Genomic DNA, 25,868 nt, shown 5'->3' with positions numbered 1-25,868 from the left:
TAATCTTGTGCCTCAAGTTTCTGTTTCCAGCATGGAAAATATACATCACTACAATCAGGATTAATTACACCAATCATGCATTTACCACTATTATTAGGATAGTGTTGATCTGCTACCACTTATATAGTTGTGATATAGCATTATGAAAATAAGTTATTTTACCAAACATATCCTTTGAGTAGCCTTCAAAATTGATTTAATAATTTTTATTTACACCATTTAATAATTCACAAATACCGCCAACTCTGCTTTCATCCGAGTAATACCATCGCCATTAATATCTAAGTAGAATCTCAACAAGTCTTGGTGATATTGAAATTCATATATTTTATAAACAATCATGTTGCATATGATGAAATATAAGTGAAGGAAACGGACTTTGGTTAGCACAAATGCTTTAATTTCATTTGCTATAAATCTGCGTATTCTAGTCAATCTTTGTTGCTCGTTATAAGCTTGAGTATGACAAGTTAAAGCAGGCTCAAGGCGTTAGTGAAGATGAACTTCACCCTATTTTTACGTTTTCAATTTAGAACTTATCCTTGTCATTTTAAATTAATATTAGAAATAAATTGACATGACACTTTTAAATTTAAAAATTAATTTTTACTAAAGTATATAAAGTTACATCTTTAAAATAAGTAACTAGAAAATACAAGTCTTTACTCATCCTAGAAAGTAATAGTTTGATTACAAGTCCAGTTAATGGACAATAGCTTATAGTATTAATTTTTTTAGTAAAAATTTTATATATAGAACTTAATTGATATATATTTCTACAATATTGTATTAATTATGTATTTTTTGTATTAAAATAGTTTGTTTGTTGCAAAATCTTCCCCCATGTTGAAAAAGTCTATTTGTATCTTACTTGGTAGCTGCTTGTATTCTCCTTATATATACGCAGAAGAGGACCATAGTTTAAATACAGTTATTCAAAATGGTCAAAAAATTAAACAAATCGAAGATCAGCGTCAAATTGAAAAATTTATACCGACATCACCTTATCAAGGTGTAAATGATATAAAGAATTTAATTGAAAAAGAGGAAGTGTGTTTTACTGTAGAACAGCTTGATTTGATCATTTTAAATGAAAGAAGTATTCAGGAAAAAAAACAATTTAATTTTTTGCTTCAATCTTTAGATGATAAAAAAAAGAATAAAGTAACCGGTGAATGTGTTGGTACAAAAAGCTTACATCGTATTCTTAACTTTTTACAAAATGAGTTAATTATAAAAGGCTATATTACTTCTACAGTCAGTGTAGAACCACAAGACTTAGCAAGTCAGAAGAAATTAGTTTTTACTCTCTTAGTAGGCCGTTTTGGTCAGTTTATACAAACAGATCCAAAAGCTAGCTTATCTCAATCGCAATTACGTGCAGCATTTGCAGTTAAGGAACATGATGCACTAAATATTCGTGTACTTGATCAAGGGATTGATAATCTTAAAGGTATTTCAGATTTAGCTGTAAAACTCGAACTTCAGCCGATAAAAGAAGAAAATTGCTTGGGTTATAGCGATGTAGAGTTAATTTCTACAGGATATAAAAAACTCAATGTGAATATGGGCTTAGATGATTCTGGAGGTAAAACAAACGGTATCTATAACCTGAGTTTAGGAGCAACATTAAATAATGTGGTAGGGTTCAATGATACGTTGAGTGCAAATTATAGTCGATCAATAGATAATTGGCACTATGACCGTAATTATAATAGTTATTTAAGCTATGAAGTTCCATATCGTTATTACAATTTAAATTTAAGTTATAACCGATCTTATTATGACCAACGTGTCGCTGGTTATAAAGCACCTTTGCTTTATCATGGCAATAGTGAGCAAACAAATATTACCCTTTCACGTTTGGTCTCTAGAGGTACTAATTATAAAACGAGTATCTATACAAGAGGCTATCATCGAAGTAGTCAAAATTTTATTGATGATCTAGAAATTGAGGTTCAACGTCGTCGAACGACAGGTTGGAATTTAGGATTAAAGCATAAGCAATATCTTGGTCAGACTTTAGTTGATGCAAGTATTGATTACCGTCGTGGAAGTGGTGCACTTAAAGCTAAACGTGCTCCTGAAGAAGATATACATGATATTAATCAAAACCTCCTCCCAAGTGAAGGCTATGCGCGTGCTCCTATTTGGAGTGCAGATATACGTGTAAATATGCCTATTACTTTATTAAATTCTCCTGCTCAATATCGTCTGAACTGGCATGGCCAATATGCACCACAAATATTAGTACCTCAAGACCGATTTTATATAGGTGGTCGATATAGTGTTCGTGGTTTTGATGGAAATAATATGCTTGTTGGAGATAGTGGGCATTATTTACAGCAAGAAATAAGTATGAATATTCCTATTAAGAATACACAAATGTATTTAGGGATAGATCAAGGCTGGGTTAATGGTTCAAACAGTTTTAATAACCAGCGTTATTTAATGGGAAGTGTGTTGGGGCTACGTACATATTCTTATGGGTTCTATTTAGACACATTTGTTGGTCATGGTGTTATTGCTCCGAAGTCAGTTTCGAAAGATTGGACAGCTGGCTTTAGTTTAAATTTTAGTTATTAATTTTTTTCTCGTAAATATTTGAGATATCCATTGTTATGAACAAGAATTGTTATCGTATTATTTTTAATAAAGCTCGTGGTATTTTTATGGCTGTTGCTGAAAATGCAAAGAGTCAGAGTAAAAGTTCAGGGCAGTCAGTTGCTGTTAAAAATACTACAATAGAAGCAGAGGTGTCATTTAATCAATTATGGCAAGTTAAAGCATTAGTTCTAAGCTTGAGTTTCCTTACTCCTTTTTCATCTTTATATGCTCAAGTACAAGCAGATCAATCAGCTGGAGCTAATCAGCGTGCTGTCATTGCAGCAGGAAAAACGGCAGCAGGAAAAATCGTACCAGTTGTAAATATTCAGACACCTAGAAATGGGGTTTCACACAATATCTATCAAAGCTTTGATGTACTAAATGAAGGATTAGTTTTAAATAACAGTCGTACAGGTGGACGTTCGCAATTAGTTCAAAGTGTAAGTGCAAACCCATTGTTACAAAAAGGTGAAGCACGTGTTATTTTGAATGAAGTTAAAGGAGGTGCATCACGATTTGAAGGTAACTTAGAAGTTGCTGGACAAATGGCAGATGTGATTATTGCTAATCCTGCAGGAATTAACATCAAAGGGGGAGGTTTTATCAACACTAACCGTGCGACACTTACAACAGGAACACCTGTTTTAAATACGGACGGAAGTATTCAAAAGTATAATATTCAACAAGGTAAAGTAAATATTAATGCACCAACTGGTTCTTCATTAGGATTAGGAGGAAATAAAAATAATGCAAACTATGTAGATATTTATACGCGTGCTTTAGATTTAAATGCTCAAATGCATGTAAATGCAGATGCTTTAGTTGTGACAGGTGCAAACGAAATTGATGAAAAAACACAACGTCCTGTTGTACAAGATGCAAAAAATAAAGCCTCGAACTTTGCAGTAGATGTAAAAAACCTTGGAGGAATGTATGCAGATAATATTTACCTTATTGCAACAGAACAAGGTTTAGGCGTTCAAAATGCAGGTACATTGCAAGCAAATAAAAATTTAGTAATTACAAGTGCTGGTAAAATTGAAAATCGCTGGGGAAAAATTGAAACTACCGATCAGAAAGATGGAATTGTAAGTTTACAAACTACATCAATAGGTGTGACAGGGGATATTAATTCAGATGGTTTAATCCAAAGTCCAAATTTGGTATCACTAAATTCAAGCAATGATATCAATATTTACCATAATCAAATTAAAACTACGCAAGATGGTTCACGTATTCAGTTAATTGCTGAAAAAACTATTAACCTCAAGCCAGATGGAAAAATTACTAAAGATGGCATATTAGGTTCTGCTGAACTCTATGGACAAACAATTAATATTGATGCAGGTGCAGTAGTTAACAGTCAAGGTAATATTATTTTATCTGCAAAAGATCGTATTCAGTTAAATAAAGCAAGCCAACTAAATGCATTAGACAACATCACAGCACTAACTAATGGTGAGTTCAAAGCAACAGGTGCTAATATTACAACAGCTGCTGGTGATATTGTTTTACAAAGTATAAATGAAAAAAAGAATTTAGGTAAACTGACGTTACAAGATACAACGTTAGATGCAGGTGGTGATATAACTTTTTACAGCAGTGGACGCATTGAGCTTAAAGATTTTACATTTACTCCTATATTAGAGGAAAATTTAGTTTTTCTAAAAGATATTAATATCTATACGGGTGAAAATTTAATTTGGAGTAACCCAATTAAAAAGTTACCTTTAATTGCCGGAAACTTAAATGTACAGGTAGAAGGTGAAGCAAATCTTGAACAAATAAATCTTGAGACAGTAGGTAATTTAGAGGTTAATGCAAATTCCATTAAAGTATCTCAAACACTCAAATCGCAATCAGATTTATCGCTGACGACACAAAATAGTGATCTGAATTTAGTTGGTAAAACATTTGAAGTACAAGATCAACTTGAATTAACAGCTTTAAAAGGGCATGTGCAAGCACAAGGATCTCATTTAACTTCCAAAAGTGCAGGTATAAATATTTATGCACAGGGTAATGTTAATTTAGCGATAAAGGAAGCTAGTACAACACAAATCAATGCAGAAAGTGATATTAAAGCTGTATCTTTAGAAAAAGGAGATATTCAGCTTAGCGGTGCACAAATAAAGAGTACAACAGGAGCCATCCTGTTAGATTCTAAACAAGATATTCAAGCCTTTGAACACAACGATCAAATAACGTCATTACAGGCTAATGATGTTACATTTAAAGCAAGCCGTAATATTGACTTAAATAATGTAGATATTAATTCTAAAAAAGATATAACTATTAATGCAAATCAGGATTTATATTTAAAAGGTATCAATAGTTATTCAGTTCACAATACGTTGATAAGTTCTGGAAATCACTTGTATTTAAATAGTCAGTCTAATGGTAAAGGCTGGGTTGATTGGGGAGCTCCTGTTACCTCTCGAAAGTTAAGTTTAAATAGCCAAGGCGTATTATCTTTAAATAGTGGTAAACATCAATTTATTCGTAATACTGAATTAAAAGGTGGAGCAGTTATTACAAATGCAGGATGGTCACTGCAAACACTAGGGCCTATTGCACTGACTGCACAAAAAACAGATATCTTAGTAAGAGATGCCATTTACAAACCATTCAATGGTTTACTTCAAGTTCAAAGTGGTGATCATTTAACAATAAATCCATATGTATATTTAATAAATTCAAATGGCGACATTGTACTAACATCTAAAGCTGGGAAACTTACACTTCAGCATACCGAGACAAAAGATGTAAATTTGCAAACCGAAGGAGGTATTCGCTTACAAGGGGCAGATATAGATATACAACAAGCGAGTCTTCGGGCAAAACGGGACATTAGTCTTACTACCAAAAAAAGTACACAACAATTAGTAGATGAAGGTCAGCTTTATATTAAAGGCAGTAATATAGAAACTACACAAGGAAATATTAATATTTCTGTAAATGGGAAGTTAAGTACATTAGAGGAAAATAATAAAAGAACCAGTATTAAAGGAAAAGATATTGCTTTAAGCAGTTCAAAGAACTCCGTTGAGTTAAGCAATACAGACATTAGTTCTAAAGGTACAACAGAACTTAAAAGTGCTGACTCTATGATGTTACATAATAGTAATATTGATAGTCAGCAACATTTGGTTTTAGATAGTAAAAAACGTCTTTACATAAATGCACAAAAAGCAAATGATTCGTGGGCAACAGTTTGGGATCCTGATACAAATACTGTTAATTTAAATGCTCAAGGAATATTATCTTTAAAAACTCTTCAGCCACTTCAGGTTAAAAATACGAGTCTAAAAGCAGGTAGTATTTTATTAGATAGTGATATCCTAGTTTCAAAAGGTCAGGTAAATTTAGAAACTACTGAAACACCGTTCTTACAAAAAGATAATCAATTTAATCACTTAAATGGTGCTTTAACTATTCAGACAAAGCGTGAGCTGTTATTAGACCCAAAAATTCATACATTCAATGCAGCTAATGATATTAAACTTGTATCTGAAAATAATACTTTAGGCTTAATCGGCCATGGTGGAGCGAATGGTAACGGCTCTGAGCAGGTTTTAAATCTAAATTCTCAGAAGGGATCTATTTATCTGCAAGGTGACAAAGTTGATATTCAAGGATCACACTTAGACGCAGCAAAAAATATTAATATTATTGCAAAATCAGATGATTTGATTATAGATGGTGTTAAAAATACATTTACAAATAAAAAATTTGCTAATCTTTTAGCAGATGAACAGCAAATTTATTCATTTAATGAAAATCAGCTTAAGGAATTGCAGCAAAGTAATGAATATAAACAGTATAAAAAAGATCTAGAAAATATTAAAAAGCAAATTAGCCTTGGTAATACTTTTGGAGCAGGTCTTTTAAAAGAAATTAAGGTTCTGCAAGAAAAAGTAACAATAAAATATAAAAAATTACTAGAATTAGAAAAAACATATCAGGACGAAATTGCATATTCTAAACGTTCTGTAGATTTTTTTAATAAAGATATTACAGGCTTTGAACATGCCGAAGCAGCATTAAAAGCTCAAACTGGTAATATTAATTTATTAGCAGGTCAAGGCATATCGATTAGTGGTGCAACCTTAGAGGCAAATAGTGGGTTAATTGATATAGAAGCATTAGGCCATTTAAAAGATCAATATGTATTACAAACTAGAAAAGAAACAAATTTTAAGCCAGTTTTAGATGCGGCTGTAATTATTGATGGACATACTAATTTTTATGAAAAAGGGATAGAAACTGATAAAAACTATAGTATGCGAACAATCATTGCACCAACAACCTTAATTGGTCCAAAAGGTGTGAATATCAGAGTAACTGGTAAAAGTGATACAGATAATCTCGTACTACAATCTACACAAATTTCTGCATCTGAAGGTGATGTCAAAATTGAAGCAAATAAGAATATCGTCTTAGATGCTGCATTTGAGCAAAGTGTAGATAATTCTTTTAGTATAAAAAGAAAGAAGTCTGCATGGGGTTTTAAGAAAAAAGTAACAACTATAAAAAAAGAGTTTAATAATATCGATCCAATAGGCGTAGATATTCAAGCTAAAAATATTCTTATTGAAAGTAAAGATAAAAATGCAAATGTGGATATTTATTCAGCAAATTTACAGGCAAATGGTGGAAATCTTGCTTTACGTTCTGGAGGTGAAATTAATCTATATAGTGTAGAGGCACAAGAATCTTCAAAGATAGATACAAAAACGAAATCATCTTTTACAGGGCTTTCTTTTATAGGTATCAAATATAATAAATCAAAAACAACGACCACACGCAATCAAGTTGAGGCTCTACCTGCAAAATTAACAGCTGATTATATTAATACAAAATCAGATAGTGATACACGTTTAGAAGGGACAGAATTTAACTATCTCAAAGGTGCAAGTATTGAAGCAGGTGGTAAACTTATACTTTTAGGTGCAAAAAGTACAGAGACAGAAACTCTTAAGTCAGAGAAGAATTATGTTGTTTGGCAGGCAACCCAAGATAAAGGTTTTGTAAAAGAAACAGCTCAGTTACCTACATTTAATGGTAGTGGGGTTACATCTACTTTTAAAGCGGCGGGTGGTTTAGAAGTTCAAATTCCTATAAGTGAAAAAGATTCTAAAAAGAAAGAATTACGTGATGAGATCGTAAAACTAGCTAAACAACCAGGCAATGAATATTTAAACGATTTTATTAAGCGTGATGATGTAAATTGGCAAGAAATTATTCTTGCACAAAAGGATTGGGATTATAAGAGTCAAGGGTTAACAGCTGCTGGTGCAGCACTTCTTGCTATAGCCCTCGCCATTGCAACAGGTGGAGCAGGTGTTGCAGCCCTCGGAACAACAGCTGTTGGTGCCACAACAACTACCGTTGCAGGTATTACAGTAGCAACAAGTGCAGGGTATACGACAGCAGGTGTTATGTTAAATGCTGCTGTTACATCTTTGGCAACTCAAGCTTCTATAAGTTTAGTGAATAATGGTGGAGATCTTAGTAAAACTTTTAAAGATTTAGGAAAAAAAGAAGCAGTTAAAAGTTTAGTTACATCTGTGGTAACTGCAGGAGTATTAAATGGTTTAGGCAATACCTCATTTATGAAGGATATGTCAAAACTAACAGAAGCAAAAAGTGCGGTTGTTGATCAGATCACCGGTCGTATTGCAACAGGATTAGTAAATGCAGGTGCAACGGCAGCTGTTACAACAGTGGTTAATGGTGATAGCTTTAGTGATGCGTTGACAAGTGCACTTGCAAGTAATGCAGCAGCTCAATTGCAAGCAGGTTTATCTCAACAAATTCATGGTTTAGAAAGTAATAATTTTGATACAAGGTATGTGTTACACAAAATTGCACATGCTGCGTCTGGTTGTGTATCTGCTAAAGTAGGTCAAGGAAGTTGTGAAGCAGGGGCTATTGGGGCTGTAGTTGGAGAGGTTGTTGCAGAGGAGCTAGATAAAAAAGTTAACACGAGCACAATGACTGCTGCTGAACTAGCAAAGCATCAACAGAAGGTACGTGATATTTCTAAACTTGCAGCAGCATCGGTTGCGACAGCAACAGGGCATGATGTTAATGTAGCAGCAAATAGTGCAGAAACTGCTGTACAGAATAACCGTCAATTAAGAAAAACGGAAAAGGAAAAAATAGAGAAGTTATCTAAAGGCGATACAGAAAAAGAAAAGCGTTTATTTATCGCTGCATGTGGTTTAATTAATTGTGGAGATAGTGCTAAAAATACAGAAGCATATGAATCCTTAAAATTATTACAAGATCTAGGAAAGTCTTCAGAGTTTAGTGGTGAACGCGCACTTTTAGACCAACAAAATATAAAACCTTTAATCCCATATGTGCATTTTTCAAAATTAGGTGAGCAAAACGAGAGATTATTTTATAACACTTCGTTTGATAATTTCGTTGATAGTTACTATACACCTTACGATAATAAATATGCTATTTCTGTCCGTATTGACGGTGGTGTCAAATTTGGCAGTGGTGCCTTAGGTGTGTTGGGTGCTGGAGGTCTGTGTGAAACTGTTGTAGGGTGTGTGTTTTCAGCACCATTATTTGTACATTCAGGTACACAACTTACGGCTGGTGGTAAACAAGTTTGGACAGGTATTCCACAAAATACAGCCACGGCACAAATTCTTGCAAAAGCTTCAGGTATGTCAGTTGAAAAAGCAGAATTTGTTGCAGATGCTGTTGCTATGGCAGGGAATATTGTATCCCTACGAAATGGTCTTACTCTAAAATTGTCAGACTCAATCGCTAGAGATGCTTCCTCTGCTCAAAAAGCTGTTGATAACCCACAGTGCTTTACTGCTGGAACACTGATTGAGACTTCAGAAGGATTAAAACCAATTGAAACCTTTACGGGTGGAGAACTGGTGTGGTCTAGAAATGACAAAACATTTGAGTATGGTTATCGTCCTGTTGTTGATACAAAAAGAACCGAGAATCAACCTATTTTCAAAGTGATTGTTCAGAATCAACTTGGACAACAAGAAATTTTAGAAACAACTGCAGAACACCCATTTTGGATTAAAAATTATGGCTGGTTAAAAGCATCACTTTTACAAACGGGTATGATATTACTTGATCGTAATGATCAACACCTAACCATTGTGTCACAGCACCTAATTCCAAATCATTTTGATACTGTTTACAATATCGAAATTCAAGGTTTTCACACGTACCATGTTGGAAACTTTGGTATATGGGCACATAATGCTGATTGTTTAAAAACAACTGCGCAAATTTCTTTAAAACCCCAATCACCAATAAATGCTTCACCAATTACGGCAATCGACTATAAGTATGTTGAATTACAAGCAGGTCAAACAGGAGCATGGAATAAAGTTGCCAACAAACCAGAGCCAAATACTGTATATAAATTTGATAATGGCTATACATATAAAACAGATGAGGTAGGAAGAGTTAATTCTGTTGAAGCGAACTTAAAATTAGAAAAAAATGACCGTAATAATTACCAACAAAAAATATCTGGAAAAAATAATGGGCGTTTAGATGATGATCATGGTGGACATTTACTTGCCTCCATGTTTAATGGACCCGGTGAGGGGGTGAATATTGTACCGATGAATAAAACATTTAATGGTTCTAGTGGACGATGGTATCAGTTAGAGACCTATTGGAAAAATTCGTTAAATGAAGGTAAAAATGTTCAGGTTCATATTCAACCTATTTACTTTGATACAAGTAAGCGCCCATCAGGGTTTATAGTGAACCAAATAGTTAATGGTAAAAAACAGCCATCTGTACGTCTACAAAATACACCAACAGGAAAATAGCAATGACAGAGCAAGAAGTTTATCAAGAAGTTGGACAGTTATTATGGTCACTTATGCCACAAGAGGCAAAAATTATTTTTTATACAGGAACAATATATCCTGAACATAACTCATGGCTAACTACTTTTATTTTACGCAATTCAGATGAAGTAAATTCATTTGGGTTTGAAGAGTCACTACAAGTGGTTGAGCTCAAAATTTTGGATTTAATGGGAAATTTACAGAAAATTACGAATGGTGAAAAGTGGACCCATTTCACTATTAGTTTAGATGAAAATGCTAAATTTAAAATTGATTTTGCATATATTCCGGAAGAGGACAGTTGGACAAGCCTGCATATGAAAGGGATTAGTGATTTAACAAAAGAAGAAGTTTTAGAAACTGCTATTCCACTAGAATTATGGGAAGAACGAGTAAAACTAAAAACAAAAAAATAAAGAACAAGGGCAGATGTTAATCTGCCTATTTTTTTATACTTACATTGATTGGTTATGCTTCAAATTTTAACTAAGATGTATCGACACTGGGATTTTATTTATGAGTATTTTTTTTGTTGAAGATTTCTTTAATACTGCAAATCAATTAAATATCTCATATTCATATATAGTTAATGAAGAAGCACAAAAGATATTTCAAGCGTAAAGTTCATGTAAATAATAAAATAACTATATCTTGGGAAGATTTAATAGATAGTACAATTGATGCAGTTCATTTGCCAAATGTAACTTCTAAGATTTGTCCTATTAAGAATCTTGAAATCGAAGATGAAGTTTACTTTATGTTTGAAAATGATGTTTTTTCAAACATGCTTAAATTTGATAATATAAAAGATCTCGTAGAAATTTTAGATAATTACTATATCTTTAATAAAAATGCTGACTATATAATTGTTTATGAGTCATATGAAACACTGTTTGGTGGTAGATTAGCAAAAGAATGGCTAAAAGAAATTAAAGATTATTGGAAAGTTTAGCATGAGAAAATACCATTAAAAAAATGGACGATAGTTTATGAAGGTTTTTCAAGATAATGGCGTAATCCCTTTAGACTTATTCGATAAAGTGACTAATGAAATTGGTTATATTTTACTTCCAAACTACTTGAGTTTAATTAAAGATCATGATGGTTCATATTTAAATGATAATACTTTTGATTTTGTCAATATTTATGTGAATAAGATGAACGGGAGATTGTCTTTTATAGTTATTTTGAAGAAAATTTAGGTGGCGATATTTTAAGTAATCAAGAAAATATTAATGATCATAAAGTAGTTGATAGTTCTACAATAAGCCCAAGTGATTTTTTTGGAAATTATCATTATTTATAACTTAAGTTAAATGTAAGAAATAGGTAAAATCTTTAAACTTTTTTGGTCTTATAAACAATGGGGTTTAAGACCAAATAGTTTACCTTAGGGGTTTAAGAGGCAAATCATGCATAATATAAAGCTTTAATTGGCAATGACATTATATTTTCTAGACAGTACAAATACATCTAATCATTACGCTCATTGTAGAACGAATAGTCAGTGATCTTGTATAGTTGATTTGGGTGAAAAATACTTGTTAAAAAAAGTAGACTTAAGTCAGCTTTTTTATACATTAAATCCAACATGCTTCCCTGTTGGTAATTCTACGTCAATTCGAAGTTTGCCACCCATAGCTTCAACATATTTTTTCATCGTTGAAATTTTAAGATCATTGCCACGTTTTTCAATTGCGGATAAAGATGGTTGTTTTATGCCTAGTACATCTGCAAGCTCTTTTTGAGATAACTCCAATTCTTCACGAATATGATGTAGCTGCGTTTGTAGAATTAACTCATCAGCCAGCTGAGAGATACGAGCTTTACTTTCTGTAGAGCGTTCGTTTAAAAGCTCTTGTAGTGTTTTAGTCATTATATCAACTCCCTAAATTATTTAAATATTTCTCATACTCTTGTTCAGCAATTGATAACATTTCTTTGTAAAAACGTTTTTTCCCACTTTTATCTGCAATACATAAAACTACCGCTTGACGTATAGGATCAAAAATAAAAAAAGCCCTTAAAGGTTTTCCTTTATGCTGAATTCTTAGTTCTTTCATATTGGTGAACTTTGAATCATAAATAGTATCGACTAAAGGACGCCCCAAATTTGGTCCTTGCTTATGTAAAGCGACTAAAGCGGCCAATACCTTTTCTTGAGTACTCTCATCTTGTTTATCAAGCCAATCATTGAATAGATCTGTGGTAATTACTTGCCACATATTTTACTCACAATATAGACTATAAGCTATATAGTAATTAATTTAAGATTATTTGTCATTTAAATTTTTTATGTATGAATAATTTGTGAATAAATACTATTATAATTAGATTAGTTTTAAAAAGTTTTATAATTATTATCGTGCAAAAACTCAAGTCTATTTAGATCCTAACCAAATTGATCTAGTAGGTGAAGGTATATATTTTGGTCAGTATCATCGCGTAGAGTATATGTCATTATTTAATGATAAAACTTTGGAGGTGTTGAAGAAAGTTATCCTTTTATTTTTAATATAGCCAGTTTATTATTGGATGAGTTTTTAGATCCTTAGCAAAGATATCAGCTGTTTATTCGTAGCTCAGAAAAGCAGATAGTTTTTATATAAAATGAGAAATAAGAATTTATAGAAAATTATGAGGACTATAGATTAAAGGGAATCTGCTCTATAAATTCACGCCATTATATAGATTTTTAGTATACGGGTGGTGAATGAATTAAATTTCATAGTAATTTATGCTATAAGAAATATAGTTGTAGCTTTCTAGATGAGCTTAAATTAAAAACTAAGATACCCAAAAATTAATTTTTATTTATTAAAATTCAATTATTATGTCTTTAATCTGCCTTATAAATGACAACTTATAAGGCAATTTTCTTAAAATATTGCTCATCGAAAAAATTAAGTTTTTAATATTTTCTACTAATACATATTTAAACTCTACTTTTTAAGGAAATTTTTTATCAAAATTTTGGCTATTAAACTAATTTTCAAAAGCTGACATCTACTATATTTTCAAATAGATACATTAGCATAAATGTGTTACATTAATTTTGTTAAAATTTTCATCTATTTTATTTATATTAAGATACTTACCTCCTTGGTATTCTTCACTGAAATAATACTCTTATCCAAAAATATATCCTAATGATCAAAAACTACCCTTATGTTACAGCACATTATCTAGTTCCAAATTATTATGATGCTATTCAATTTACAACATTGAAACTCAAGGAGTTATACTTATCATGTTGGAAGTATTGGTATATAAGCTTATACCGTAATTTATTTTTAAATTAAAAACCTTGAAAAAAATTATGAATATACGTACATGCTCTTCATACACATGGTGTAGGAATAACTTTATAATAGCAATAACATAGAGCTAAAACAGGTATTCCACCCAATTAACCGAATAAAGTTATAAATATTACAAAGTGTAAGTAACTTCCTAGTGCAATCCGTTTCTTAAAAAATAGTTATTTAGAATACGTGATACAAAATGCATTAAAGTTATCCCAAAGATTCTACGATAAAATTTATATCGATTTTGGAAAAAAGTAATTAGAAAAAGGTATTATGCGGGATGTAAAGTGTATGGTAAACCTACCAAGCTAGATATAGGTTTTGACTAGAAAATAGGTGAATTGGTAAGTACTTATCCCATCCTACCTAAATTTAAATAAAAATTGAGCGATTGTATATGTATTTAGTGAATGAGTCTTGGTTTTATAGTGTTATTGGCGATATTGTTATAAATGAAGATAATATTAAATTTTATTCATGTGATAATGAGGAAGATGTAAAAAAACTTGCAGAAAAAGTGACCATTCCTTCCTATGAATTTATGAAAGAAAAAAGCATTACATGGTATCGAAACTATCAAACTGCTATTTGGTACAGATGCTAATAAATTACGTTACCGACGATTACAGGATGTATTTATTAGAGCACCTGATAAAAATTCTATGCCGTTTTTTTTAGAATCCTTTTACCCGTTACTTTGGAAGTATACATTTGAAGATTTCACATTATCAGATGATATTTATGATTATAAAGTGGTTAATTGTGCTACAACAAGTGCCTTGAATTTTTATGGAAATTATTATTATTTATAACTTAAGTTAAATGTAAGAAATAGGTAAAAATCTTTGAACTTTCTTTTTATTATAAATAATATATTGTTTGATTCTCAGGTTTATGGTGAAGAGCATATATAATAAAAGTTTTAACAGACAATCGCATTACATTCTCTAGACAATACGGATACACCCAAGCATTATGCTAGTTGTAAGACCAATGATTTTATATAGCTATTGGTTGATCTGGAGCAAGGATAATTATTAAAAAAATTAAAATAAACTCGCTTACTGCATTTTATACTATCACCATTGAATATTACAGGATTGTGCTAACATAGCGGACAGGTAAAAAACTTATGTTAGAAATAACCTATAATTTTGTGTGCAGATTTTTATAAATATAGAGATAAATAAATGATATTTGACATGAGTGCACCTGCCCAAATAGGTAAATCATTAGCCGGATTAAGTTTATGAATGAATCTATCCAACTTTTCCTCTTATATAAATAAAGTCATTGATGGAAATGTACGACCTTGGGGAATATATCTTATTTAAGATATTCACAATGTAATAGTATGAAATAGAAAGTAAAAAAGGCTAGATCATTTATTACAACCCACTCAACATTAAATTAAACTTTGATGAAAATAAAAAACTTTTTTTAATTCAAGTTGCAGAAGGTTATACAGGCAAACTCTTATCAGATGGTACTACTATTGGAAGTAGGATTACTGATATTGAGCATAAGTTATATTTCGATGCTACAGATGACGTTTATTATTTACTTGATGATACTAAAGAAATAATTGAAGGAATAAAATTTTATGCAGAAGAGAGTTCTTTTGGAGATGAATGTATCAAAGAAGTAAAAATCTATGCGGATTGACAATCATATAAATAGATTTTTTAGTTTCGCTATGTAGACAGGACTTTAAAAAATTTAAATGAAATCTTTTTTTGAAACCCTCAGATATGATGCTAAGAAAAACTTTTAATCAAGTTTTTCTCCATGCATAAGTTTTACTACGTTTGAATTACTTATTTGAAGTTTTCTTGATTTTTAGTAAATTACTGTCCGGAATATTAAAATTATTCCAATTCCACTCTTTATTAACTTTATGTGTATAGTGTCTACGACTACTAAAATTTACCATTGAGAGTAACGGTAATTGCGTAAGTGATGTTAAATCACCATCTATAATCGTAGCGTTTCCTGTAAACCCTATAACCTTTAAATTTCGTAAATTTGAAATACCTTTTAAAGTATTAATTTCTCCGGTATGTGATATTAATAGAATCTCTAAATCCTTAAGATTAATTAAAAAATCTAATGTAGTTAATTTACAACCATCCAGGTCAATTCTTTTTAGAAATTGACATGCACTAATTGGCGAAAAATCTATAATTTTTTTACAATTAAATAAATGTAAAACTTCCAAATTTTGCTGATTTTTTAAAAAATTTAAGTTATCAATCCGACTATTGGCAATAGTCAGTTCTTTTAGATTTGAATTAATCTTAAAATTTGAGTAATTCGCTATTTTTAAACCATCTATATAAAGTTCTTGTAGTGAATCCGAATTGAAAATACTTTTGGCTTTTGCCCACCAAGAAATAAAGCAGTTTTTGAGATTTTTAAGTTTAGTAAAATCAATTAGCTCTTTACCACCAATTGTTAAACTTAAACTTTCCAAGGCAACCATATTTTCAATGCTTGAAATATTTTGAGATTTTCCTGTAAGAATAACTAATTCTTTAATTGTAATTAGGTCTTTTAAAAAACTAAAATCAAACCCTCCTCTCCAACCTCGGCTAATATTAATATGAATAGATTCAATATTATTTTTGTTAATATAATTTAAAACAGATTTATCCCATTTTTTTAGTAATAATCCTTTTCCATAAGGATAATTTTTTTCATTGTATGGATTACATACTTCTTCAAAAAATCCATTTGAATAATTAGTAGACATTTTTTCCATTATTAAATACTTTTGAACTACATGATTTTAATTTAAAAACACATACATTACATATAAATTTTATTTTAAGAGTTAAAATTAATGTCAATTAGAATTTTAGCTCCACATCAGCAACTTTTGCCATGTTTCGATATTCTGTAATGCAACTTGAGATTACGTTACTTTGGCAAGCTATCCGCCCGAGTATAAGCAAGATCAGCATCATGATGATTTATTTAAGTTTTTCATTATAATTTTGCTCTGCTTGAATGAGTTGCTATTGGGCTTCGACTTTTGCCTTGATTTGGATTTCACTTTGTTCCTTGAAATAAAGCGGCTGCTATTACTTCAGGTTATTAATATCACAGACTTTATTGGTGACCAAGGTCATCAGTAGAAATACCAATGCTTCGATCATTCCTTAACGCCAAAACTTAAGTAGTAAGCCCATATCTTATTGATTCTCTTTACTACACTTCTTATAGCACGATAATTAAGCATATAAACACTATAGCAGTTGTTTGAGCGAAATTAAAATCAACATTTATCTTTTTAAGCTATTGGTTACATAATAAAAATTATTAGTGAACTACTGCCACATAAGATTTATAGAGCAAGGTATTTTTGATTTAATTTATTCTTATATATTGAAAATATCAACAGCTTGTCTGAATACCATTTAAGGATGAAATGGTCTATCAAAAAATGGAACTAAATATGTTTTTATTAAAAATATATATAATATTAATTATAAAAGCTGTCTATTTAGTTGATTGTTTTTAACACTTAAAACTAAGAAAATTTCTCAACTTTCTGAAGAAGAAAGTTTATCTGTAAACAATAATGACTAGATACATATTTTGTAAAACTCATAAATCAGATAGATTAAAACGGCAATATCAATTATCAAAGTTAGGACTATAACTAATTTTTGATTTAAATTTCTTGTTATTAATTAAATTTTATTCAAAGACTTAGGCTGATATGTAAGGTTGATTTTTAGAAAATTGCTTAAATTAGATAACTAGATTAATGCATTAATCAAATATATTTAGTCGTATTGATGTTGAAGTCATTTTATTGTAGCTTCGAAATTAGGTGAGATATTGTTTTAATCAGTAAACTAGGTCTTTATGCTTCTAAGAAATATAAGTATTTAAAACTATAGGTGTTATTTTACTTATTAAATGATAATTAAATTATCGGATATTAGGTTGAAAAGGAGATTTTAGCATGGATATGCCGAATCCTATATTAAAAAAAGTGACCCAACGTGTCATTGCACGTAGTTACAAAACACGTTCTGCATATTTACAGCACATTGAACATGCTCAAGGTAAATTCCCTGCTCGTGGTGTACTTTCCTGTGCTAACTTAGCACATGGGTTTGCAGGTATGGAAGACCCTGAAAAACTCATTATTAAAGTAGGCAATCAACCCAACATTGGTATTGTATCTGCATACAATGAAATGCTTTCGGCACATGCACCTTATAAAAATTTCCCTGATTTAATCAAAAATGCCGCTAGAAAAAATGGAGGTGTTGCCCAGTTTGCAGGTGGTGTACCTGCAATGTGTGATGGTATTACCCAAGGTAATGCAGGCATGGAACTCTCACTTTTTTCGCGTGAAACGATTGCTATGAGTACAGCGATTGCACTGTCTCACAATATGTTTGATGCTACATTATGTCTAGGAATTTGTGACAAAATTGTACCAGGATTACTCATAGGTGCTTTGCAGTTCGGTTACTTACCTACTATTTTTGTCCCCGCAGGCCCGATGACCAGCGGCTTATCTAATGATGATAAAGCCAAAATTCGTCAGCAATTTGCAACAGGTCAAATTGGACGAGATGCTTTACTAGAAGCAGAATCTGCTGCCTATCATGGGCAAGGGACATGTACATTTTACGGTACTGCAAATAGTAATCAGATGTTAATGGAAATCATGGGTTTACATTTGCCAAGCTCTGCCTTTGTTCATCCGCATACGCCATTACGTGATGCTCTGACTGCAGAAGCTGCCATTCGTGTACTTGATCTAACGGCTGATCGTGGAAATTACACGCCAATTGGTCATGTCATTGACGAAAAAGCAATTATCAATGGAATTGTGGCACTCCTTGCTACCGGTGGCTCAACCAACCATACGCTACATCTTATTGCAATTGCCCGTGCTGCAGGTATCTTAATTGATTGGGATGATTTTGATGAGTTATCTGCAGTTGTGCCTTTACTTGCAAAAATTTATCCAAATGGTAAAGCTGATGTCAACCATTTTCACGCTGCAGGTGGGGTTGCCTTTCTCGTTCGTAATTTACTTGAGGTGGGATTATTACATAATGATGTAACAACTGTGGCAGGAAAAGGCTTAGAACATTACACCAAAGAACCTAAATTAATTGATGGCAAACTTGTGTGGGTAGATAGTGTCGCTCAAAGCCTTGATGAAAAAGTATTACGCAGTATTGATGCACCGTTTCAACCCGATGGTGGTTTACGTTTAATGCAAGGTCGCTTAGGGCGTGGTGTCATTAAAATTTCAGCCGTTGCACCTGAGCATCGTAAAGTTAGAGCCCCTGCCATTGTATTTGATTCACAAGAAGCCGTAAAAGATGCATTTGATCGAGGTGAATTACACCGAGACTTTATCGCGGTGGTTCGTTTTCAAGGTGCTCGTGCCAATGGTATGCCCGAATTACATCGCCTAACCCCTGTATTAGGGGTGTTACAAGACCAAGGTTTTCATGTGGCTTTAGTAACAGATGGGCGTATGTCTGGGGCATCAGGCAAAGTACCTGCTGTTATTCATTTATCGCCTGAAGCTTTATTAAATGGCCCAATCGCTAAAGTTCAAACAGGAGATATGCTACTCATTGATGCAGAAGCGGGCATTCTTGATATTGAAATAGACGAACAAACTTGGCAAACACGTCCTGTAGCACAACCACAACATCAGGCAGAAAATGAAATTGGTTTTGGTCGTGAATTATTTGGCGTATTCCGTGCAGCCGCAGCACCCGCAGAACATGGAGCTTCCGTATTTGGAACAATTTCAGGTGAATTAAATGGTTAAAATTAAAGATCTAGTTCAGTTAGGCCCTGTCATTCCTGTATTGGCATTTGAGTCGGCAGAACAAGGAGAGCATGTTTCACGTGCTTTACATACAGGTGGCGTAAAAGTTCTCGAAATTACTTTACGTACAGCTGCTGGGCTTGCTGCAATTGAGCGTGCTAGTCAATTGGCTGACGATATTGTGGTGGGTGTAGGTACAATTACTAAGTCAGAACATTGTGCCCAAGCTAAAAAAGCAGGTGCTCAATTTGGTGTATCCCCAGGTTTAACAAAAGACTTACATTTAGCAGCACAAGATGCAGGTTTACCTTTACTTCCTGGTGTAATGACGCCTAGCGATTTAATCCAAGCCATTGAGTTAGAGTATGACATTGTAAAATTTTTTCCTGCCCAACAAGCAGGTGGAATTGCGATGCTTCAGGCACTCTATGGCCCTTTTCCTAACTTACGTTTTTGTCCAACAGGTGGCATTACAGCACAGACCGCTCCAGATTTTTTAAAGCAACCAAATGTGGTCTGTGTCGGTGGCTCATGGCTAACTCCAAAAACAGCAGTTACTTCACAAGATTGGGCTGAAATTACACGTTTAGCTCAACTAGCAAGTCAACTAAATAATTATTAAATGCTATACCAACCAGATCAAGGGATTTTGATCGCACGTAAAATATAGGTATCTTGTGTGAAGTCTATTTTTCACAAGATTAGAAAAAGGAAATATCTATGATTGTGATTGCAATGGGTGTCTGTGGCACAGGTAAAACCTTAATTGGCGAATTATTGTCAGAGCAGTTGAATTGTGAGTTTATTGATGGTGATACTTATCATTCTGCTGAAAATAAAAACAAGATGAGCCAAGGTATTCCTTTAACAGATGAAGATCGTTTTCCGTGGTTACAAACGATTCGTAAAGCTATAGAAAACAAGCAAAAACTAGGGGAAACAGCCGTTTTTACCTGTTCTTCACTTAAACAAGCGTATCGCGATATTTTACGTGGAAATGATAAAAATGTACGATTTGTTTATTTAAAGGGTTCATATCAATTATTAAAACAACGCCTTGCAGAACGAAAAGATCATTTTTTTGATCCTGCTTTGCTGCAAACACAACTTGATACATTGGAAGAACCAAGTGCAAATGAAGCAATTTTCATTGATATAAGATTCACACCCCAACAAATCGTTGAACAAATTATTCAAAAACTAGAAATCTAAACCTGTATTCAAGGATGAAGAATCTTGATAATCATATAAATCAGGATAATAAAAGGTAACTGATTAATTCTTATGGCGTTTAGCTATAGTTTTAATGAGAGACAAACAAAAAGAGAAAAATTAATCTTTTCATAATGTCTACGAACAGCATCATGTGATGAGCAGTAATCACACATCTATTTGTGATTGTGATCGCGTCGTTCAATGGAGAATTTAGAATGGAACACTGGACGCAAACATTAGGAACCCTTCCTTTATTGGGTATTGCAGCTGGATCTATCATGCTCATCTTATTCATGGTCATCAAGCTGAAATTACATGCTTTTTTGGTACTTATTGTTGTATCTCTCTTCACAGCGATTACGACAGGTATTCCACTTAAAAATGTTACTGAGGTGCTTGTTACAAGCTTTAGTGGCACGCTAGGTCATATCGCACTATTAGTCGGGCTAGGTGCCATGCTTGGTAGTTTGATCGAATCTAGCGGAGGAGCACGAATCCTTGCAGATAAAATGGTAAGTGTATTTGGTGAAAAGCGTGCACCCTTTGCCCTTGGTGTTGCTTCGCTGATTATGGGCTTTCCCATTTTCTTTGATGCTGGTCTAATTGTTATGCTTCCAATTGTATTTGCTGTTGCACGACGTCTTGGTGGTCATAATCTTGTGTTGTATGGGCTTACCTCTGCATCTGCGCTTTCAGTGATGCACATCTTTTTACCACCACATCCAGGCCCTATTACGGCAACGGCAACTTATGGTGCAAACCTTGGTATTGTGCTCATACTTGGTTTAATTGTAGCCCTTCCAACTTGGTATCTTTCAGGTTATTTATGGGCAAAATTTATAAATAAACGTATTCCAATGCCTGTTTTAAGTCTCTTTGGTACTCCTGAAGATGATGTTAAACCTAATAATCCACCATCAGCTAGTGTTGTTATTGGTATTGTTGTTATCCCATTATTGCTTATTTTCATGAATACAGGACTAACTACGCTTATAGCTGCGGGTATTCTTAATGGTGATCAAACATGGGTACGTGCTCTTATTCTAATTGGTACGAGCGAAATTGCATTACTTATTGCACTCATCATTGCTATGTTTGTACTCGGGACTCGACGAGGCATACACGGTACTGCCCTTGAAAAAACAGTTGACCGATCACTTGGTCCCATTTGCTCAGTCATATTAATAACAGGTGCAGGTGGTATGTTTGGCGGTGTGCTTCGGGCATCAGGAATTGGGACAGCGCTTGCCGATAGTCTCAATGGTTTTGGTTTGCCGTTAATCTTCGCAGCTTATCTGATTGCACTTATTTTACGTGTCGCTCAAGGCTCAGCGACGGTTGCTCTTGTCACAACTGCGGGTCTATTGGGTTCTGCTGTAGCTGGAGCAGGCTTTTCATCGGTCGAGCTTGCCTGTATTACTTTAGCAACAGCGGCAGGCTCAGTATTTGCAGGTCATGTTAACGATGGTGGATTTTGGTTGATGGGACGTTTGATGGGTATGGATGTGAAAACCACCCTTAAAACTTGGACGATGCAACAGGCTTTAGAGTCCATGATTGGCTTTATGATAATACTTATAATTTATGCAATTATTTAAGGAATTTTTATGTTTGATCTCAGTAATAAGCTTGCTTTAGTGACTGGTTCTTCGCGTGGCCTTGGTAACACTCTAGCCAAGGCACTTGCTTCTGCAGGAGCACGTGTCATTTTACATGGTCGGGATTTAAAATCACTTAATAGCGCTGCGAACGAGTGGGAGAACATTTACGGTGTGCGACCAGATACTACTTTATTTGATGTGCAGGATGCCGATAGTGTAGAGTCAGCCGTTAAAGAGCTCATTGAAAAATTCGGTACGCCAGATATCCTCGTAAATAATGCTGGAATTCAACGTCGTGCACCTTTTTCAGAGTTTCCAATTTCAGATTGGAATGACATTATCGCAACCAATTTATCAAGCGTTTTTTATGTATCTCGTTTTATTGTTCCTCATATGATTCTTCGTGGATCAGGTAAAATCATTAATATTGCTTCTGTACAGTCAGAATTAGGGCGTCAGACAATTGCGCCATATGCTGCAAGTAAAGGAGGTGTTGCTTTATTAACTAGAGGGATGACGGCTGATCTTGCACGACATAATATTCAAGTGAATACCCTATCTCCTGGGTACTTTGCCACAGATATGAATAGTGCACTTGTTGCTGATGAGAATTTTACAGCATGGCTTGAACAAAGAACACCAGCTGGGCGTTGGGGTCGCCCTGAGGAGTTAGCAGGTACGCTGATCTTTCTTGCCTCATCGGCAAGTAACTTTGTTACAGGACAAAATATTTTTGTAGATGGTGGTATGACAGCGGTTGTTTAGCACAATATATACTCAATTAGAATTTAAGTTATTATGATATGGTGTAATAGCACATATTTTTATGCCACTTACAAAATCAATTTTGTAGAGTGGCTACTTACTAAAATTAGGAATGATAAAAAATACTTTAATTTTTAAATAAATAAAATATATATGGATTAAGCACTATCAGCGTTTACCCAATAATTTTTAAGAAATTGAAATATTTAAATGAATACTTAGGGAGACAAATTACAATCTCTCTTTTATTAATTGGAATCAATTTGTTTATATGTATATAAAAAATATATTATGATAATCTTTATATACAGTATTTTTTTACCGAAAAATATTTTTTGAAAAAATATAATTAATTAAAACAATTAAAATATAAAATTTAATCATATTTTTTATTTCCATAATTATTAAGAACTTATAATAAATCTCCATTATTTCTTTATATTTTCTTCATTATTGTTGTTAATTTATCCAATTTTACTATATAAGATTACATAAAGTTACCTATTAAAAAAAACTTACAACTTGTTGTACCAACCACGATCATTAAAAAAGGAAAAATCTTACAATGAATAAAATTTATAAAATTGTATGGAACACTGTTTTAGGCACTTGGACAGTTACTTCTGAAACAGCTAAATCTAGAGGTAAAGGAAGTACAAGTTCTAATAAATCTAAAACTATAAAAAATACTATCAAGTTGATTTTAACAACTCTTTCAATTTCTATATCGGCACAAAATTTGTTGGCTGCCCCTACAATTGCCGGAGATGATCAAGGTTTTTCAATCGGTTCTGCATCGCATAACTCTACCACTTGCATTGCTATAGGCGCATCTGGTAGTTTTGGTGCAAAAGCATCATGTACTAGTGCTGATTCTCTTTCTATCGGTAATGGTGCTACTGCTTCTGGACAAGCAGCTGAAGCTTTAGGGGTAGGGGCAAGTGCGATTGGACAGTTTTCAGTTTCTGTAGGTACAGGCAGTCATTCAGATGCTGATCGATCTATTGCAATAGGTAAAAATGCTACATCTTCTGGGTTAAATTCAGTAGCATTAGGCTCTGGTTCATCAAATAGTGCTGCTGGTGCTACTGCTTCAGGTAATACATCTACTGCAGTTGGCAATGGCTCTGTTTCTTCTGGAGATTCATCAGCAAGTTTTGGTGCAACTTCAACAGCTTCAGGTAGTAATTCAACAGCTATAGGTACTAATACAAAAGCAACTCAAACAAATACAACTGCGGTTGGGGCAAATGCTCAGGCAACCCAGGAAAAAGCAACAGCGATTGGTCTTAATACAGTTGCAAGTGCGAAATACACACTAGCTGTAGGTAATGATGCTTCTTCTTCAGGCGAAGCTTCATCAACATTTGGTGCTGGTGCCCAAGCTACAGGGGTTGGATCTACAGCATTAGGGAATGATACAAAAGCAACTGGTGCTAATTCTCTTGCTGTAGGAGCAGGTAATAGTACAAATGTACCTGGTGCTGGTGCTACAGCATCTGGTGACTCTTCAATTTCTCTTGGTTATTTATCTCAAGCAACTAGCAAAAACGCCACAGCTTTAGGGACCTCCTCTTCTGCAACTACTCAAGGTGGGGTTGCATTAGGTTCGAATTCAGTTGCATCTACGGCAGCAGGCGTAACGGGATATGATCCATTAACTTCAAAAACCTCTTCAAGCACAACGGCTACGTGGAAATCAACTAATGGTGCTGTTTCAATAGGTGATACGAGCAACAATATAACACGACAATTGACTGGTTTAGCAGCAGGTACCAATGATACTGATGCAGTCAATGTTGCACAACTAAAGCAGGCTAAAGGTTTTAGTACAAATCTTGCAAATTCAATCGCTCAAGCTTTAGGGGGTAGTACTAGTGTTGACACAAACACAGGGACGATCAGTGCACCAAGTTATACCACCACAAAAACAGACGGCACCACAACCACCTCTAATAACGTTGGAGATGCGTTAAGTACGTTAAATACTGAGGTCATTAAACCAATTACCTTTGGTGGCGATACAGGTACAACCTCACGTAAACTCGGTGAAACCTTAGCAGTGACAGGTGGCGTTACCGATACATCTCAGCTGAGTAATAACAACATTGGCGTGGTTGCCACAGCAGATGGTTTAAATGTACGCCTTGCCAATAACCTTGCAGTTGACAGTATCACCACAGGTGATAGCAAACTAGATAGCAATGGTTTAGTGGTGACCAATGGACCAAGCGTAACCAAAGATGGTATTAATGGTGCAGGTAAAGCCATTACCAACATTGCAGATGGAAGTAATGCAAGTGATGCAGCAACAAAAGGTCAACTTGACCAACTTGCACAATCAGGCAGTGACAAAACTGATGCATCAGGTAACAGCACAGCATCGAACTTAGGCGGTGGCGCAACATATGATGCCACTACAGGGACGATCAGTGCACCAAGTTACATCACCACAAAAACAGACGGCACTACGACTACCTCTAATAACGTTGGAGATGCGTTAAGTACGTTAAATACTGAAGTCATTAAACCAATTACCTTTGGTGGCGATACAGGTACAACCTCACGTAAACTCGGTGAAACCTTAGCAGTGACAGGTGGCGTTACCGATACATCTCAGCTGAGTAATAACAACATTGGCGTGGTTGCCACAGCAGATGGTTTAAATGTACGCCTTGCCAATAACCTTGCAGTTGACAGT

General features: G+C 33.7%; 13 protein-coding genes and 2 pseudogenes. 12 read left to right on the top strand and 3 right to left on the bottom strand.

Annotated elements, in window-relative coordinates; all coding sequences use genetic code 11:
• The first annotated feature begins 843 nt into the window (after window positions 1-843).
• The 4 genes from PCI70_RS11550 to PCI70_RS11535 all read left to right on the top strand — a co-directional run bounded on the left by PCI70_RS11550 (window position 844) and on the right by PCI70_RS11535 (window position 11,412).
• Complete coding sequence (locus PCI70_RS11550) at window positions 844-2,586, top strand: ShlB/FhaC/HecB family hemolysin secretion/activation protein (protein WP_269915491.1); 1,743 nt, start codon at window positions 844-846, stop codon at window positions 2,584-2,586.
• A gap of 35 nt (window positions 2,587-2,621) precedes the next feature.
• Complete coding sequence (locus tag PCI70_RS11545) at window positions 2,622-10,439, top strand: two-partner secretion domain-containing protein (RefSeq protein ID WP_269915490.1); 7,818 nt, start codon at window positions 2,622-2,624, stop codon at window positions 10,437-10,439.
• Between the two features lie 2 nt (window positions 10,440-10,441).
• Window positions 10,442-10,876, top strand: coding sequence for an immunity protein YezG family protein (locus tag PCI70_RS11540; protein WP_269915489.1), 435 nt, complete (start codon window positions 10,442-10,444; stop codon window positions 10,874-10,876).
• A gap of 173 nt (window positions 10,877-11,049) precedes the next feature.
• On the top strand, window positions 11,050-11,412 hold the full coding sequence (locus tag PCI70_RS11535) for a hypothetical protein (RefSeq protein ID WP_269915488.1): 363 nt from the start codon (window positions 11,050-11,052) through the stop codon (window positions 11,410-11,412).
• 621 nt (window positions 11,413-12,033) lie between these two features.
• On the opposite strand, the gene PCI70_RS11530 is transcribed toward PCI70_RS11535, so the two are convergent.
• Together PCI70_RS11530 and PCI70_RS11525 are read right to left on the bottom strand one after the other, a co-directional pair.
• A complete protein-coding gene (locus PCI70_RS11530) occupies window positions 12,034-12,336 on the bottom strand; it encodes a helix-turn-helix domain-containing protein (RefSeq protein WP_269915487.1) in 303 nt (100 codons plus the stop codon).
• Window positions 12,337-12,340: 4 nt separating this feature from the next.
• The gene (locus PCI70_RS11525; RefSeq protein ID WP_269915486.1) at window positions 12,341-12,685 is read right to left on the bottom strand and encodes a type II toxin-antitoxin system RelE/ParE family toxin; all 345 of its coding nucleotides are present in this window, start codon (window positions 12,683-12,685) and stop codon (window positions 12,341-12,343) included.
• A 1,480-nt stretch (window positions 12,686-14,165) separates the two neighbouring features.
• On the opposite strand from PCI70_RS11525, the gene PCI70_RS11520 reads away from it, so the two are divergent.
• Entirely contained in the window at window positions 14,166-14,372 is a 207-nt protein-coding gene (locus PCI70_RS11520; RefSeq protein WP_269915485.1) for a hypothetical protein, read from the top strand.
• A 1,209-nt stretch (window positions 14,373-15,581) separates the two neighbouring features.
• Here PCI70_RS11520 and PCI70_RS11515 read toward each other — a convergent pair.
• Entirely contained in the window at window positions 15,582-16,529 is a 948-nt protein-coding gene (locus PCI70_RS11515) for a leucine-rich repeat domain-containing protein (protein WP_269915484.1), read from the bottom strand.
• A gap of 1,212 nt (window positions 16,530-17,741) precedes the next feature.
• Between PCI70_RS11515 and edd the strand changes: the two genes are divergently transcribed.
• The 7 genes and pseudogenes from edd to PCI70_RS12200 all read left to right on the top strand — a co-directional run.
• On the top strand, window positions 17,742-19,586 hold the full coding sequence (edd, locus tag PCI70_RS11510; protein WP_269915483.1) for a phosphogluconate dehydratase: 1,845 nt from the start codon (window positions 17,742-17,744) through the stop codon (window positions 19,584-19,586).
• Window positions 19,579-20,208, top strand: a complete 630-nt coding sequence (gene eda, locus PCI70_RS11505; protein ID WP_269915482.1) for a bifunctional 4-hydroxy-2-oxoglutarate aldolase/2-dehydro-3-deoxy-phosphogluconate aldolase — start codon at window positions 19,579-19,581, stop codon at window positions 20,206-20,208. Before edd ends, eda begins: the two co-directional genes overlap by 8 nt.
• A 98-nt stretch (window positions 20,209-20,306) precedes the next feature.
• On the top strand, window positions 20,307-20,798 hold the full coding sequence (locus tag PCI70_RS11500; protein ID WP_269915481.1) for a gluconokinase: 492 nt from the start codon (window positions 20,307-20,309) through the stop codon (window positions 20,796-20,798).
• 218 nt (window positions 20,799-21,016) lie between these two features.
• On the top strand, window positions 21,017-22,399 hold the full coding sequence (locus PCI70_RS11495) for a GntP family permease (protein WP_269915480.1): 1,383 nt from the start codon (window positions 21,017-21,019) through the stop codon (window positions 22,397-22,399).
• Window positions 22,400-22,408: 9 nt separating this feature from the next.
• Window positions 22,409-23,167 carry an SDR family oxidoreductase gene (locus tag PCI70_RS11490; protein WP_442865216.1) on the top strand — a complete coding sequence of 253 codons (759 nt, stop codon included), beginning with the start codon at window positions 22,409-22,411 and terminating at the stop codon, window positions 23,165-23,167.
• Window positions 23,168-23,732: 565 nt separating this feature from the next.
• Window positions 23,733-24,773 (top strand): annotated as a pseudogene (locus PCI70_RS12205) (ESPR-type extended signal peptide-containing protein); the annotation flags it as partial.
• 147 nt (window positions 24,774-24,920) lie between these two features.
• A pseudogene (locus PCI70_RS12200) lies at window positions 24,921-25,868 on the top strand (hypothetical protein); the annotation flags it as partial.

Origin of the sequence: Acinetobacter sp. HY1485 (assembly GCF_027568475.1) — a bacterium.
Taxonomy (GTDB): Bacteria; Pseudomonadota; Gammaproteobacteria; order Pseudomonadales; family Moraxellaceae; genus Acinetobacter.
Note: the sequence above shows the minus strand (reverse complement) of the source record. Positions and strands in the feature narration are given on the sequence as shown.